Source organism: uncultured Albimonas sp. (assembly GCF_963977235.1).
Taxonomy (GTDB): Bacteria; Pseudomonadota; Alphaproteobacteria; order Rhodobacterales; family Rhodobacteraceae; genus Albimonas.
In genome coordinates, this window is record NZ_CAXBOD010000004.1 from 98,414 (window position 1) to 112,596 (window position 14,183).

At 70.8% G+C, this 14,183-nt stretch carries 13 protein-coding genes; all 13 read left to right on the forward strand.

What is annotated here, in order from left to right; genetic code table 11:
- Nucleotides 1-96: 96 nt before the first annotated feature.
- The 13 genes from AAC134_RS05110 (at nt 97) to AAC134_RS05170 (ending at nt 14,140) form a co-directional block, all read left to right on the forward strand.
- A complete protein-coding gene (locus AAC134_RS05110; protein WP_339947981.1) occupies nt 97-1,044 on the forward strand; it encodes a sugar ABC transporter permease in 948 nt (315 codons plus the stop codon).
- Nucleotides 1,041-1,976 (forward strand): carbohydrate ABC transporter permease, encoded by a 936-nt coding sequence (locus tag AAC134_RS05115; protein WP_339947982.1) that lies wholly within the window; start codon nt 1,041-1,043, stop codon nt 1,974-1,976. Before AAC134_RS05110 ends, AAC134_RS05115 begins: the two co-directional genes overlap by 4 nt.
- Nucleotides 1,973-2,167, forward strand: a complete 195-nt coding sequence (locus AAC134_RS05120) for a hypothetical protein (protein ID WP_339947983.1) — start codon at nt 1,973-1,975, stop codon at nt 2,165-2,167. The genes AAC134_RS05115 and AAC134_RS05120 overlap by 4 nt, the downstream gene beginning before the upstream one ends.
- Nucleotides 2,167-3,261, forward strand: a complete 1,095-nt coding sequence (locus tag AAC134_RS05125) for an ABC transporter ATP-binding protein (RefSeq protein WP_339947984.1) — start codon at nt 2,167-2,169, stop codon at nt 3,259-3,261. The genes AAC134_RS05120 and AAC134_RS05125 overlap by 1 nt, the downstream gene beginning before the upstream one ends.
- On the forward strand, nt 3,254-4,249 hold the full coding sequence (locus AAC134_RS05130) for an ABC transporter ATP-binding protein (RefSeq protein WP_339947985.1): 996 nt from the start codon (nt 3,254-3,256) through the stop codon (nt 4,247-4,249). The genes AAC134_RS05125 and AAC134_RS05130 overlap by 8 nt, the downstream gene beginning before the upstream one ends.
- Nucleotides 4,250-4,262: 13 nt before the next feature.
- Entirely contained in the window at nt 4,263-5,894 is a 1,632-nt protein-coding gene (locus AAC134_RS05135; RefSeq protein WP_339947986.1) for a dihydroxyacetone kinase subunit DhaK, read from the forward strand.
- A gap of 219 nt (nt 5,895-6,113) precedes the next feature.
- A complete protein-coding gene (locus tag AAC134_RS05140; protein WP_339947987.1) occupies nt 6,114-7,703 on the forward strand; it encodes an arylsulfatase in 1,590 nt (529 codons plus the stop codon).
- Nucleotides 7,704-7,896: 193 nt separating this feature from the next.
- Nucleotides 7,897-9,426, forward strand: a complete 1,530-nt coding sequence (locus AAC134_RS05145) for an arylsulfatase (RefSeq protein WP_339947988.1) — start codon at nt 7,897-7,899, stop codon at nt 9,424-9,426.
- Nucleotides 9,427-9,500: 74 nt separating this feature from the next.
- On the forward strand, nt 9,501-10,481 hold the full coding sequence (locus AAC134_RS05150) for an HAD family hydrolase (protein ID WP_339947989.1): 981 nt from the start codon (nt 9,501-9,503) through the stop codon (nt 10,479-10,481).
- On the forward strand, nt 10,478-11,482 hold the full coding sequence (locus AAC134_RS05155; RefSeq protein WP_339947990.1) for an AAA family ATPase: 1,005 nt from the start codon (nt 10,478-10,480) through the stop codon (nt 11,480-11,482). Before AAC134_RS05150 ends, AAC134_RS05155 begins: the two co-directional genes overlap by 4 nt.
- 11 nt (nt 11,483-11,493) lie before the next feature.
- A complete protein-coding gene (locus AAC134_RS05160) occupies nt 11,494-12,504 on the forward strand; it encodes a DUF58 domain-containing protein (RefSeq protein ID WP_339947991.1) in 1,011 nt (336 codons plus the stop codon).
- Nucleotides 12,501-13,163 carry a DUF4381 family protein gene (locus AAC134_RS05165; RefSeq protein ID WP_339947992.1) on the forward strand — a complete coding sequence of 221 codons (663 nt, stop codon included), beginning with the start codon at nt 12,501-12,503 and terminating at the stop codon, nt 13,161-13,163. Before AAC134_RS05160 ends, AAC134_RS05165 begins: the two co-directional genes overlap by 4 nt.
- Nucleotides 13,160-14,140 carry a VWA domain-containing protein gene (locus tag AAC134_RS05170; RefSeq protein ID WP_339947993.1) on the forward strand — a complete coding sequence of 327 codons (981 nt, stop codon included), beginning with the start codon at nt 13,160-13,162 and terminating at the stop codon, nt 14,138-14,140. The genes AAC134_RS05165 and AAC134_RS05170 overlap by 4 nt, the downstream gene beginning before the upstream one ends.
- Nucleotides 14,141-14,183 lie beyond the last annotated feature (43 nt).

Below are 14,183 nucleotides of genomic sequence, written 5' to 3' on the forward strand. Positions count from 1 at the left end.
GTCCACAGGGGCGGACCGGACCGGGCGGACGCAGGCCCCTCGCCCTGCGTCCGCCCCACCTGACGCCCCCGAAGGCGAACCGATGAAGGACCCCCGATGACCGACACGGCCCTGGGTCGCGTGGCCGAGGCGACCCCGCCCGGCGCGGCCCGCCGGATCCGCGGCCTCTCGGACCGGGCGATCGCCTGGATCTTCGTGGCCCCGACGATCTTCCTGCTGCTGGCGGTGAACATCTTCCCGCTGATCTGGACGATCCGGCTGAGCTTCACCAATTTCCGCGCCAACCGCCCCAACGCCGAGGTCGAGAACGTCGGCCTGCGCAATTACGAGCGCATCCTGACCGACTCCGACGTCTGGGCGACGATGCAGGCGACGGCGCATTTCCTGTTCTGGACGCTGTTTTTCCAGGTGCTGCTGGGCTTTGCGCTGGCCTGGCTGATCAACCGCAAGTTCCGCCACTCGGACCTGTGGACGACGATCATCGTGCTGCCGATGATGCTCTCGCCGGCGGTGGTGGGGAACTTCTGGACCTTCCTCTATCAACCCCAGATCGGCCTGTTCAATTATGCCATCGAGTTCCTGACCGGGGCGCCGGCCACCAGTTTTTCCATGATCGGCGAGGTCTCGCTCGCCCCCTGGGCAATCGTGATCGTCGACACCTGGATGTGGACGCCCTTCGTGATGCTGATCTGTCTCGCGGGGCTGAGGTCCATCCCGGAAAGCATCTACGAGGCCGCCGAGTGCGACCGCGCCTCCCCCTGGCGGCAGTTCTGGACGATCACCGTGCCGATGGTGCTGCCGTTCCTGATGCTGGCCGTGCTGTTCCGGGGCATCGAGAACTTCAAGATGTTCGACCTGGTGGTGCAGCTGACCGGCGGGGGCCCCGGCAACACCACCACGCTGACCTCGATCGACCTCAAGCGCGAGGCCTTCGAGAAGTGGCGCACGGGCTATTCCTCGGCCTACGCGATCGTCCTGTTCGTCACGGTGTTCGGGCTGGCCTCGATCTACGTGAAGGCGCTGAACAAGGTGAAGGAGCGATGAGTTTTTCCATTACCGATCCCTCGCCGCGGCAGAAGGCCGTCGCCGGAACGCTGGTGATCCTCTACGCGCTGGTCACGATGCTGCCGCTGATCTGGATCGTGTCGACGGGGTTCAAGACCTCGTCCGACGCCATCGCCTACCCGCCCAAGATCGCCTTCGAGCCGTCGCTGGAGGGCTATGTGAACCTGTTCACCGCCCAGACTCGGCAGACGCCGGAGTACCTGGCCGAGAACCCGCCGCAGACCTGGTACGAGGAGATCGTGCACGACAAGGGCATGGTCATCGCGGGGCCGAGCCGGTTCGGGGAGCGGTTCCTGAACTCGGTGATCATCGGCTTCGGCTCGACGTTCCTGTCGGTGTTTCTGGGGACGCTCGCGGCCTATGCGTTCTCGCGCTACCGGATCCCGCTGAAGGACGATCTGCTGTTCTTCATCCTTTCGACCCGGATGATGCCGCCCATCGCAGTGGCGATCCCGATCTTCCTGATGTTCCGCTCGCTGGGCCTGTCGGACACGCATCTCGGCATGATCCTGCTCTACACGGCGGTGAACCTCAGCCTGTCGGTGTGGCTGCTGAAGGGCTTCATCGACGAGATCCCGCGGGAGTATGAGGAGGCCGCGCTGATCGACGGCTACACCCGCTTTCAGGCGTTCCGGAAGGTGGTGCTGCCGCAGGCGGCGACCGGCATCGCGGCGACGGCGATCTTCTGCCTGATCTTCAGTTGGAACGAATACGCCTTCGCGGTGCTGCTGACCTCGGGCACCGCGCAGACCGCCCCGCCCTTCATCCCCACGATCATCGGCGTGGGCGGCCAGGACTGGCCCGCGGTGGCCGCCGGCGCGACCCTGTTCCTGCTGCCGGTCATGGTCTTCACCATCCTGCTGCGCAAGCACCTGCTGCGCGGCATCACCTTCGGAGCGGTGCGCAAATGACCGGGTTTCTCAAAGGCCTCGCCCGCCTGCGCCGCGGCCCGTGGGAGATGGTCGCCTCCATCGCCATCGGGCTGGGCGTGTTCATGCTGATGCAGCCGTTCTGGCTGGCGGCCTTCACCTGGTCGTTCCTGGTGCTGCTGACCGGCACGGTCCTGTTCATCGTCGTCAGCCATTTTCCGGAGGACCGCTGATGGCCGAGATCGTGATCCGCAACGTGCGCAAGGAGTTCGGCGAATTCACCGCCGTGCAGTCCTCCTCCTTCAAGGTCGAGGACGGCGAGTTCTTCATGCTGCTCGGCCCCTCGGGCTGCGGCAAGACCACCACGCTGCGCATGATCGCGGGGCTGGAGCTGCCGACCTCGGGCGAGATCCTGATCGGGGGGGAGGACGTGGCCCGCAAGCCCGCCTCGCAGCGCGACATCGCCTTCGTGTTCCAGATGTTCGCCCTCTACCCGCATCTGAACGTGCGCAAGAACATCGCCTATCCGCTGGTCTCGCAGGGGATGGGGCGGGCGCAGGTGCGCGAGAAGGTGGAGGAGGCCGCGCGGATCCTGGGGATCGAGGACATTCTCGACCGCCCCGTCGGCGGCCTCTCGGGCGGGGACCGTCAGCGGGTGGCGCTGGGGCGGGCCATCGTGCGCGACCCCGCCTGCTTCCTGATGGACGAGCCGCTGGGCGCGCTCGACGCCGAGTTCCGCGAGCGCATGGCCGAGGAGCTGCGCGCCCTGCACGACCGCATGGGCGCCACCACGATCTACGTCACCCACGACCAGCTCGAGGCGATGCAGATGGGCGACAAGATCGTGGTGATGAATCACGGCGTGATCGAACAGTTCGGCGTCCCCCAGGACATCTACGACAAGCCGGCGAGCCTTTTCGTGGCCGAGTTCATCGGCTCACCCCCGATGAATTTCCTGCGCTTCCACGGCGCCCTGGCCCCTGGCGCGACCGAGGCCCTGCTGGGCCACGTCCCCGCCGGCCTGCCCGCCCTGCGCGAGGCGTTCGAGGGCGATCTGGTCTACGGCGTGCGCCCCGAGCATGTGCGCCTGTCGGACGCCGCCCCCTACCGCGGCGAGGTGCTGGCGACCGAGTATCTGGGCACCACGCAGGTGGTGACGCTCGCCACCCCCAACGGCGAGATCAAGGCCCGCATTCCCGCCGACCAGCCCGCCCGGACGGGCGAAACCGTGGGCCTCGACTTCGACGGGCGCACCACCACGCTGTTCGACGCGCAATCGGGCCGCGCCCTGCGTTCGGCGCTCAACGAGGGGGTCCTGCATGGCTGAGATCCAACTGACCGGCGTCGGCAAGGCCTTCGGCGAGACCGCGGCGCTGGACGACGTGAGCCTGACCGTGCCGGACGGCGCCTTCGTGGTGCTGCTCGGCCCCACGGGCGCCGGCAAGACCACCACCCTGCGCCTGATCGCGGGGCTGGAGCGGCCGGACGCGGGGGACATCCGCATCGGCGGGCGATCCGTCCTCCACGACACGCCCGCCCAGCGCGACGTGGCGATGGTGTTCCAGCAATACTCGCTCTACCCCCACATGACGGTGCGCGAGAACCTGGCCTTCCCGCTCCGCTCCCCGATCCTGCGCACGCCCGAGGACCGGATCGCGCGCAAGATCGGCGAAGTGGCCGAGGTGCTGCGCATCGCCCACAAGCTCGACAACAAGGCGACCGCGCTGTCGGGGGGCGAGATGCAGCGCGTCTCGATCGGGCGGGCGCTGGTGCGCGACCCGGCGGCGCATCTGATGGACGAGCCGCTGAGCTCGCTCGACGCCAAGCTGCGGGCCGAGCTGCGCATCGAGCTCAAGCGCATCCAGGCGAGCCTGGGGGCCACGATGCTCTACGTCACCCATGACCAGGTCGAGGCGATGACCATGGCGACCCACGTGGGCGTGCTGGATCATGGGCGGCTGGTGCAGTTCGGAACCCCGCGGCAGATCTACGAGGATCCGGTCAGCCTCTATGTCGCCGGGCGCCTCGGCCTGCCGCGGATCAACGCCCTGCCGGCAGGCCTGTGGGCCGGCGCGCCCGCCGGCGCCGCCACCATCGGCCTGCGACCCGAGCATGTGGCCCACGATCACGGCCCCCCCGCGCAGGTGGTGCGGGTGGAGCGGCTGGGCGACCAGACCCGCCTGCATCTTGCGCTCGAGGGGCACGCGCTGGTCACGCTCGCCGATCCCCACACCGCGCTCGCGCCCGGCGACGCCGTGCCGGTCGCGCCGCGCAATCCGCTGTATTTCGACGCCGCCGGCGCGCGCATCGCCTGAAGGGAGAGGCCCCATGCCCCAGTTCATCAACGCGAAGGACCGCCTGGTCACGCAGGCCATCGACGGCGCCCTGCGCACCGCGGGCGGCCGGCTGGCGCGGCTCGACGGCTATCCGCACATCAAGGTGGTGGCGCGCACCGACTGGGATCGCTCCAGGGTGGCGCTGGTCTCGGGCGGCGGCTCGGGGCACGAGCCCAGCCACGCGGGCTTCGTCGGCCAGGGGATGCTGACCGCGGCCGTGTGCGGAGAGGTCTTCGCCTCCCCCTCCGTCGACGCGGTGCTGGCCGGGATCCTGGCGGTCACCGGCAAGCCGGGCTGCCTCTTGATCGTGAAGAACTACACCGGCGACCGGCTGAACTTCGGGCTTGCGGCCGAGCGCGCCCGCGCCCAGGGGCTCAAGGTCGGCATGGTGATCGTGGACGACGACGTGGCCCTGCCCGACCTGCCCCAGGCCCGCGGCGTCGCCGGCACGCTTTTCGTGCACAAGATCGCCGGCGCGCTCGCCGAGCAGGGCGCCGACCTCGAGACCGTGCAGGCCGCGGCCGAGCGGGTGATCGGGGGGGTCGTCTCGATCGGCATGTCGCTCGACACCTGCACCATCCCGGGCTCCCCGAAGGAGACCCGGATCCCCCCCGGCAAGGCCGAGCTGGGCCTGGGCATCCACGGCGAGGCGGGGATCGAGCAGGTCGACGTCGCCTCGGCCCGCGACGCGATGGAGCAGGTGGTCGAGCGTCTCGCCCCCCATATCGGCCCCGGTCCGCAGGTGGCGCTGCTCAACAACCTCGGCGGCGCGACGCCGCTCGAGATGGGGGTGCTGGCCGAGGAGCTGGTCCGCTCCCGCCTCGGGCCGCAGGTGCGCTGGATGGTGGGGCCGGCGCCGCTGATGACCTCGCTCGACATGCAGGGGTTTTCGGTCTCGCTGCTGCCCGCCACGCGGGAGGACGAGGCCGCCCTGCAGGCCCCCGCCGCCCCCTGGGCCTGGCCCGGCTGCCGCGCGGTGGGCGAGGTCGAGGTGCTGGACCTGCCCGACGGGCTGGCCCCGATCCAGCCGATCCCCTCGGCCAACCCCGCCGTGCGCGCGCTGCTCGAGCGGTGCTGCGCGATCCTGGTGGAGGCGGAGGCGGATCTGAACGCGCTCGACGCCAAGTCGGGGGACGGGGACACCGGCTCGACGCTGGCCACCGCCGCGCGGGCGCTGGCGGGGGCGATGGACCGGCTGCCGCTGGCCGACCAGACCCAGCTCTATCGCGCCATCGGGCTGGAGCTGAGCCAGACCATGGGCGGCTCCTCGGGGGTGCTGCTGGCGATCTTCTTTGCGGCGGCCGGCGACGGCTCGGCCGCGGGCAAGGACATGGTGGGCGCCCTGCGCGCGGGGCTCGAGCGGGTGCAGCAGGTCGGCGGCGCCCGACCCGGCGACCGAACCCTGGTCGACGCCATGCTCCCCGCGCTCGAGGCCCTGCCCCGCGGCCTGCCCGCGGCCGCGCAGGCGGCGCGCGAGGGGGCCGACGCCACCGCCGCCATCACCCACGCCCGCGCGGGGCGGGCGAGCTACCTCTCGGCCGAGAGCCTCGCAGGCCACAACGACCCCGGCGCCGAGGCCGTGGCCCGCCTGTTCGAGCGGCTGCAGGCGACGGCGAAAGCCTGATCCCGCGAACCCGTGGGGGTTGTGCGCCGCAGCACCCCCCACGGGCCACCGATTCGGGCAATGTATTGATTTTGTCTTAATTTTTGCCGTTGATTTTGTCGCGACATCGGGCGCAAGCTTCCGCTGCGGAGCCCGTCGTCGCCGGTCTCCGCGCTCCGAGACGCGCGAGTCCCACGGCGCGCGTCGCACGCGACCGGTCCGGACCGAGGAATCCCGCCCATGCGCCTGTTGTTGCGAAACCTGAGCCGGGCGGCGGTCGCCACGGCCGCCTTGCTCGCCGTCGCCGGCGCGGCCTCGGCCCAGGAGGCGGCGAAACCCAACATCCTGGTGATCTGGGGCGACGACATCGGGCAGTCGAACATCTCGGCCTACACCCGCGGCGTGATGGGCTACACCACGCCCAACATCGACCGCATCGCCGCCGAGGGCATGATCTTCACCGACTACTACGGCGAGCAGTCCTGCACCGCCGGCCGGTCCTCGTTCATCATGGGCCAGTCGGTGTTCCGCACGGGCCTCTCGAAGGTCGGCCTGCCCGGCTCGGACCTCGGGATGCGGGTCGAGGATCCGACCATCGCCGGCCTCCTGAAGGCCCAGGGCTACGACACCGGCCAGTTCGGCAAGAACCACCTCGGCGACAAGGACGAGATGCTGCCGACCAACCACGGCTTCGACGAGTTCCTCGGCAACCTCTATCACCTCAACGCCGAGGAGGAGCCCGAGAACGAGGACTATCCCGGCGACATGGTGCTCAAGGACGGGCGCACCTTCCGCGAGGCCTACGGCCCGCGCGGGGTGATCAAGTCCTCGGCCGACGGCACGATCGAGGACACCGGCCCGCTGACCCGCAAGCGCATGGAGACGGTGGACGACGAGACCGTCGCCGCGGCGCTGGACTTCATCGAGCGCAAGACCTCCGAGGGCACGCCCTGGTTCGTGTGGTGGTCGGGCACCCGGATGCACTTCCGCACCCATGTCGCCCAGGAGATGCGCGACCGCGCCGACGAGATCGCCGGCCGCCATGTCAGCGAATACCAGGCCGGCATGATCCAGCACGACCTGCACATCGGCCAGTTCCTCGACAAGCTCGACGAGCTGGGGATCGCCGACACCACGCTGGTGTTCTATTCCACCGACAACGGGCCGCACATGAACTCGTGGCCGGATGCGGGCATGACGCCGTTCCGCTCCGAGAAGAACACCAACTGGGAAGGCGCCTGGCGCGTGCCCGCGATGGTGCGCTGGCCCGGCGAGGTCGAGGCCGGCTCGGTCAACAACCAGATCGTGCACCACATGGACTGGCTGCCGACCTTCCTGCATGTCGCGGGCGAGCCGGACATCAAGTCCAAGCTGATGGAAGGCGGGGTCGAGGCCATCGGGCGCGAGTACAAGGTGCATCTCGACGGCTACGACATCCTGCCGATGCTGACCGGCGAGTCGGAAACCTCGCCGCGCGACGAGATCTTCTACTTCTCGGACGACGGCGACCTGATGGCGCTGCGCTGGAACGACTGGAAGCTGGTGTTCCTCGAGCAGCGCGCGACCGGCACGCTCAAGATCTGGGCCAACCCGTTCACCGAACTGCGCGTGCCGCTGATCTTCAACCTGCGCCAGGATCCCTACGAGCGGGCGCAGCTGACCTCCAACACCTACTACGACTGGCTGCTGGACCGCGCCTACATGCTGGTTCCCGCCCAGCAGTACGTCGGCGCCTTCCTGGAGACGTTCCAGGAGTTCCCGCCCCGCCAGAAGGCGGCGAGCTTCTCGCTCGACCAGGTGATGGAACGGATGGCGGCGCCGGCCCAGTAAGCCCGCGCCCGGCCCTCGCCTTCCCCCGCGTCCCGGCGCGGGGGGAGGCGGTCGCGCCTGCGGCAGCCAGCCTTCGCAGATGCAGCGTCAGAATTCGCTCATCTTCATGACATTGCTAATTATTTCTCCGAATTCCGTTCAGTCATGATACGCATTTCTGTCAATGAACGAACTCGCAGGGGAGTCCCATCGCATGTACGCAATCCGCAACGTCGCAGGCGCGATCGTCGGGGGGCTGAGCGCCTTCCTGGCCCTCAGCGCAGCGGCGCAGACGCAGGCCGCCGGCGACGGCGCGTCCAAGCCCAACATCCTCGTGATCATGGGCGACGACATCGGCTGGTTCAACACCAGCGCCTACAACTCGGGGATCATGGGCTACACCACGCCCAACATTGATTCGATCGCGCAGGAAGGCATCCGCTTCACCGACGCCTACGGCCAGCAGAGCTGCACCGCCGGACGCGCGGCCTTCATCACCGGCCAGTCGCCCAAGCGCACCGGGATGCTCAAGATCGGCATGCCGGGCGATCCGATCGGCCTGCAGGCCGAAGACCCCACCATCGCCGAGATGCTCAAGCCCATGGGCTACGCCACGGGCCAGTTCGGCAAGAACCACCTGGGCGACCTGGACGAGTTCCTGCCCACCAACCACGGCTTCGACGAGTTCTTCGGCAACCTCTACCATCTCAACGCCGAGGAAGAGCCCGAGAACCCCGACTATCCGCAGAACGCCGAGTTCCGCGAGACCTACGGCCCGCGCGGCGTTCTCAAGGCCACCGCCGACGGCCAGATCGAGGACACCGGCCCGCTGACCAGCGAGCGGATGGAGACGGTGGACGAGGAGTTCATGGCCGCCGCCATCGACTTCATCGAGCGCCAGGAGCAGTCGGACACCCCCTGGTTCGTCTGGTTCAACACCACCCGCATGCACATCTTCACGCACCTCAAGCCGGAGTCCGAGGGCGCGACCGGCATGGGCATCGTCGCCGACGGCATGACCGAGCATGACAAGATGGTCGGCCAGCTTCTCGACAAGCTCGACGAGCTGGGCGCGGCCGACGACACCATCGTCATCTACACCACCGACAACGGCGCCGAGAAGTTCACCTGGCCCGACGGCGGCACCTCGCCCTTCCGCGGCGAGAAGGCCACCACCTGGGAAGGCGGCATCCGCATTCCCTTCATGATCAAGTGGCCGGGCAAGATCGAGGGCGGCCAGGTCTCGAACGAGATCCTGTCGCTCGAGGACATGTTCCCCACCCTGATCGCCGCGGCCGGCGATCCCGACATCAAGACCAAGCTGCTCGACGGCCACCAGGCCGGGGACATGACCTACAACGTCCACATCGACGGCTACAACCTGCTGCCCAACCTGACGGGCGAGTCCGAGGAGTGGCCGCGCAACACCTTCTTCGCCTTCGTCGACGACGGGTCGCTGGGGGCGGTGCGGATCAACCGCTGGAAGGCTCACTTCAGCGTTCAGGAAGAAGAGGGCATGGGCGCCTGGACCCGCGGGCAGGTTCCGCTGAAAGCGCCGCTGCTGATCGACCTGCGCGCCGATCCCTTCGAGATGGCGCCGGAGGACTCCTCCTACTACGACGACTGGTTCGTGCGGCACATGTTCGCCTTCGGCCCGATCACCGGCGTCGTCGCGGAGTTCATGGCCACGTTCGAGGACTACCCCCAGCGCCAGGAGGCCGGCTCCTTCACGCCCAAGCAGTGAGCGAGCCCTGAGGAAACGAACCGGGACGCGCCCGCGCCGGGCGCGTCCCGCCCTTTCGCGAGAGAGAGACGACCATGCGCCTCGACGCCCTTCCCACCCTCGCCGCCGCGGCGCTGCTGGCCGCGGCCCCTCTGTCCGCGCTGGCCGACCCGCTGCCCTCCTGGACCGACGAGGGCGCCCAGGCGAGGATCGTCGCCTTCGTCGAGAGCGTGACCGAGGAGGGCGGCGCCGGCTACGTGGCGCCCGAACGGCGCATCGCCGTCTTCGACAACGACGGCACCCTGTGGTCCGAGCAGCCGGTCTATTTCCAGTTCCTCTACGCCCTCGACGCGGTGAAGGCGAAGGCCGAGGCCGACCCCTCGATCCTGACCTCCCCTGCCCTGAAGGCGGCCGCGGCGGGCGACATGCAGGCGCTCATGGAAACCGGCATGGACGGCCTGCTCGAAGTGGTCGAGGTCTCCCACGCCGGCGTCTCGATCGAGGATTTCCAGGCCGACGTCGAGGACTGGCTGACCCACGCCACGCATCCGACCTCGGGCCTGACCTACGCGCAGATGACCTACGCCCCGATGGTCGAGTTGCTGGGCTACCTGCACGACAACGGCTTCGCCACCTGGATCGTCTCGGGCGGGGGCGTCGACTTCATCCGCGCCGTCGGCGAGGCGGCCTACGGCATCCCCCCCTGGCAGGTCGTCGGCTCGCGCGGGAACAGCGCCTGGGACCCCGAGACGAAGACCGTGGTCAAGACCGGCGGCGTCGTGCTGATCGACGACAAGGAAGGCAAGCCGGTGGGCATCGCCCAGCAGATCGGCGTGCGCCCGATCCTGGCCTTCGGCAACTCCGACGGCGACTACCAGATGCTCGACTACGTGACCTCGGGCGAGGGGCCCTCGCTGGGCCTGCTCGTCCATCACACCGACGCCGAGCGCGAATTCGCCTACGACCGCGAGGGCCACATCGGGGTGCTCGACAAGGGGCTCGAGGACGCCGAGGGCCGCGGCTGGGTGATCGTCGACATGAAGGCCGAGTGGTCCCGGGTCTGGAGCGGCGAATGATCCCGCAGGAGGCGCTCGAAGCTCTGCGCGTCCGCATGGGCGAGGCCATCGTCGGCCAGCAGGGGGTGATCGAGCGGCTGCTGATCGGCCTGCTCGCGAACGGCAACCTGCTGGTCGAGGGGCTGCCGGGGCTGGCCAAGACCCGGGCGATCAAAGCGCTGGCGAAGAACCTGGAATGCGACTTCTCGCGCATCCAGTTCACCCCGGACCTGCTGCCCTCCGACGTCACCGGGTCCGAGATCTACAGCCAGGGCGCGGCGGATGCGGGGGGCGGGGCCTTCCGCTTCCAGCCCGGCCCGATCTTCGCCGACATCGTGCTGGCCGACGAGATCAACCGCGCGCCCCCCAAGGTGCAGGCCGCCCTGCTCGAGGCGATGGAGGAGCGCCAGGTCACCGTCGGCGGCACGACCCACCGGATGCCGCCGCTGTTCATGGTGATGGCCACCCAGAATCCCATCGAGCAGGAGGGCACCTACCCCCTGCCCGAGGCCCAGACCGACCGGTTCCTGATGCATGTCCTCGTCACCTGGCCCTCGGTCGAGGAGGAGGTCGAGGTGATCCGCATGGTCCGCGGCGAGGAGATCGCCGCCCAGGCCGCCGCCGCCCCCGACGCCGCCGCGCCGCCCCCCCCGCGCGAGGCGATCCCCCAGGCCGCGATCTTCGAGGCGCGTCGCGAGATCGCCGCGATCCACGCCGCGCCGGCGATCGAGCGCTACATGGCCGATCTCGTCCAGGCCACCCGCACGCCCGACGCCTTCGGCGAGGATCTGGCCCGCTGGATCGAGATCGGGGCGAGCCCGCGCGCGTCCCTCGCGCTCGACCGCTGCGGGCGGGCGCACGCCTGGCTGGCGGGGCGCGACTATGTCGACCCCGAGGACCTGCGCGCGGTCGCCCCCGACGTGCTGCGCCACCGCCTGCGCCTGAGCTACGAGGCCCAGGGCGAGGGCGTCGCCCCCGACCGCGTGGTCGAGGAGATCCTCGCCCGCGTCGCCCTGCCCTGAGGGCTGCGCGCATGGCCTCGCCTTCCCCCTCCGCCCGCGCCCGGCTTCGCGCGGGGCTGGTCGCCGCAGAACCGCAGGCGCTGGAGGATCCGCGCGTGCATGTCTCGCTCGGCGGGCTGCGGGCGCTAGAGGGGCGGGCCCGCGCGCTCAGCTTCGCCCCCCGCCAGCCGGCGCGCTCGGCGATGAACGGGCGCCACGCCTCGCGCCTGCGCGGCCGCGGCCTGACCTTCGAGGAGCTGCGCGCCTACGTCCCCGGCGACGACGTCCGCTCGATCGACTGGAAGGCCACCGCGCGCATGGGCGAGCCCTTCGTGCGCGTCACCACCGAGGAGCGCGACCGCCCCGCCCTGATCGTGGTCGACCAGCGGATGTCGATGTTCTTCGGCTCGGTCCTCAACATGAAGGCGGTGACCGCGGCCGAGGCCGCAGCACTCGCCGCCTTCCGGATCCGCGACCAGGGCGACCGGGTGGGCGGCATCGTCTTTGGCGACGCGCATCTCGCCGAGATCCGCCCCGCCCGCGGCCGCGTCTCGCTCGACCGGTTCCTGTCCGCGCTCGCCGAGGCCAACGGTATGCTGGCGGCCGACGCGCCCAACCCCTCGCCGATGCCGCTGAACCGGGTGCTGCGCGCGGTGGCCCGGATCGCGCCGCGCAATCACCTGGTGATCGTGCTCTCGGACTTCGACGCGGTGGACGCGGAGACCCGGCTGCTGGTCTCGACCCTGTCGCGGCGCAACGACCTGGTGCTGGGGCTCGTCTCGGACCCGTTCGCCGACGAGCTGCCCAAGGGGCTGCGCCTGGTGGTCTCGGACGGGGAGCTGCAGGCCGAGGTCAACACCGCCGACCGCGGCGCCCACCGGAGCCTGCGCGAGATGACCCGCGGCCGGCTGGCCGAGATCCTCGACTGGCAGCGCAGCCTCGGCGTCCCGGTCCTGCCCCTGACCGCGGCCGAGGAGACGGTCCCCCAGATGCGCCGCCTGATGGGCCTCGCCCCGCGCCCCGCCGCGGCGGGCGCCCGATGACCGGCCCCGCGCCCTCCCCGCCCGAGGCGGCGCCGCCCCTCGACGCCCCCATTCTGCTGGCCCAGGCCGCGCCCGCTCCCGCCTCCGGGACGCCAACCGAGGCCCCGCAGGATCCGCCTGCTCCCCCCTCCGGAACGCCGGCCGGGGCTGCGGAGATCCCCGCGCCGACCTCCGACGCCGTGCCGGGCGAGGCGCAGGCCAACCTCATCGACCTGCTCGACGCCCTCCAGCAGCCGCCTTCGCCTGCGCCGGTGGCGATGACCCCGCAGACGCCGGGCTGGATCGTGATCGGCGTCGCGCTGGCGCTGCTGCTGGTCTGGGCCGCGCTCGCCCGCCGTCGCCGCCGCCGCGCCAACGCCTGGCGGCGCGAGGCGCTGGCGGCCCTCGCGCAGGCGGGCGACGACCCCGCCGCAATCGCCCCGATCCTGAGGCGGGCCGCGCTCGCCGCCCGCCCGCGGGCGCAGGTGGCCGGACTGACCGGCGAACGCTGGCTCGGTTACCTCGACGAGACCGGCGGGGCGGGAGACGCCGCCTTCGCCGACGGCCCCGGCCGGGCGTTGCTGCGCGGCCCCTATGACGGCCGCGACGCGCCCGCCCCGGGCCTCGGGGCGCTCGCCGCCCGCTGGGTGCGCCGGGCGCCGATGGAGGGGGGCCGGTGATCTCGCTCTCCTTCCCCTGGGCGCTGCTGCTTTTGCCCCTGCCGCTGCTGGTCTGGCGCCTCATGCCCGCGCACCGCGAGCCGACGCCCGCCCTGCGCGTCCCGTTCTTCCGCCGCGTGGCCGAGGCCGCGGGGGCCGAGCCCCGGCGCGGCGCCGTGGTGCGCGCCCGCTCGCGCCTGCAGATGGCCGCGGCGGCGCTTGCCTGGGGCCTGCTGGTTGTGGCCCTCGCGGGGCCCGAGCGGCTGGGCAAGCCGGTGGAGATCACACGCTCGGCCCGCGACGTGGCGCTGGCGATCGACATCTCCGGCTCGATGGACACGCGCGATTTCAAGGCGCCCGACGGGGCGCTCCAGCAACGCTTCGCCGCCGTGCGCGACGTGGTGCGCCGCTTTGTCGAGGGGCGGCAGGGCGACCGGCTGGCGCTGATCGTGTTCGGCTCGAAAGCCTATCTGCAGTCGCCGCTGACCGAGGACCTCTCGGCCATCGTCTCGCTGCTCGACCGCACCGAGGTCGGCATGGCGGGCCCGCACACGGCGCTCGGCGACGCCATCGGCCTCTCGATCCGCACCTTCGAGGCGAGCGAGGTCGAGCAGCGCCTGCTGATCCTCTTGTCCGACGGCGCCGACACCGCCAGCCGCATGAGCCCGGTCAACGCCGCCGAGATCGCCGCCGACCGGGGCGTCGAGATCCACACCGTGGGCGTCGGCGACCCCGCCGCCTCGGGCGAGGACCGGGTCGATCTGGGCGCCCTGCAGGACATCGCGCGGCGGGGCGGGGGCAGCTATTTCTACGCCTCCGACCAGGACGCGCTGGCCGAGGTCTACGCGCGCATCGACCAGATGACCCCCCGCAAGGTCGAAACCCTGTCCTGGCGCCCCCGCCGCTCGCTGGCCTGGATCCCGATGGCCGGGGCGCTGGCGGTGGTGCTGGCGACCACCGCGGGTCTGCACCTCGTCTCCCGCAGGCGCCCGGCATGAGCCTCGGACCCGTCAACCGGCGCCCGCGCGGCATGCGCCGCGA

Coding starts and splice junctions, on each gene's coding strand:
- AAC134_RS05145 (WP_339947988.1), top strand. CDS start 7,897: ATGTACGCAATCCGCAACGTCGCAGGCGCGATCGTCGGGGGGCTGAGC.
- AAC134_RS05165 (WP_339947992.1), top strand. CDS start 12,501: ATGACCGGCCCCGCGCCCTCCCCGCCCGAGGCGGCGCCGCCCCTCGAC.
- AAC134_RS05155 (WP_339947990.1), top strand. CDS start 10,478: ATGATCCCGCAGGAGGCGCTCGAAGCTCTGCGCGTCCGCATGGGCGAG.
- AAC134_RS05110 (WP_339947981.1), top strand. CDS start 97: ATGACCGACACGGCCCTGGGTCGCGTGGCCGAGGCGACCCCGCCCGGC.
- AAC134_RS05130 (WP_339947985.1), top strand. CDS start 3,254: ATGGCTGAGATCCAACTGACCGGCGTCGGCAAGGCCTTCGGCGAGACC.
- AAC134_RS05115 (WP_339947982.1), top strand. CDS start 1,041: ATGAGTTTTTCCATTACCGATCCCTCGCCGCGGCAGAAGGCCGTCGCC.
- AAC134_RS05160 (WP_339947991.1), top strand. CDS start 11,494: ATGGCCTCGCCTTCCCCCTCCGCCCGCGCCCGGCTTCGCGCGGGGCTG.
- AAC134_RS05135 (WP_339947986.1), top strand. CDS start 4,263: ATGCCCCAGTTCATCAACGCGAAGGACCGCCTGGTCACGCAGGCCATC.
- AAC134_RS05120 (WP_339947983.1), top strand. CDS start 1,973: ATGACCGGGTTTCTCAAAGGCCTCGCCCGCCTGCGCCGCGGCCCGTGG.
- AAC134_RS05125 (WP_339947984.1), top strand. CDS start 2,167: ATGGCCGAGATCGTGATCCGCAACGTGCGCAAGGAGTTCGGCGAATTC.
- AAC134_RS05150 (WP_339947989.1), top strand. CDS start 9,501: ATGCGCCTCGACGCCCTTCCCACCCTCGCCGCCGCGGCGCTGCTGGCC.
- AAC134_RS05140 (WP_339947987.1), top strand. CDS start 6,114: ATGCGCCTGTTGTTGCGAAACCTGAGCCGGGCGGCGGTCGCCACGGCC.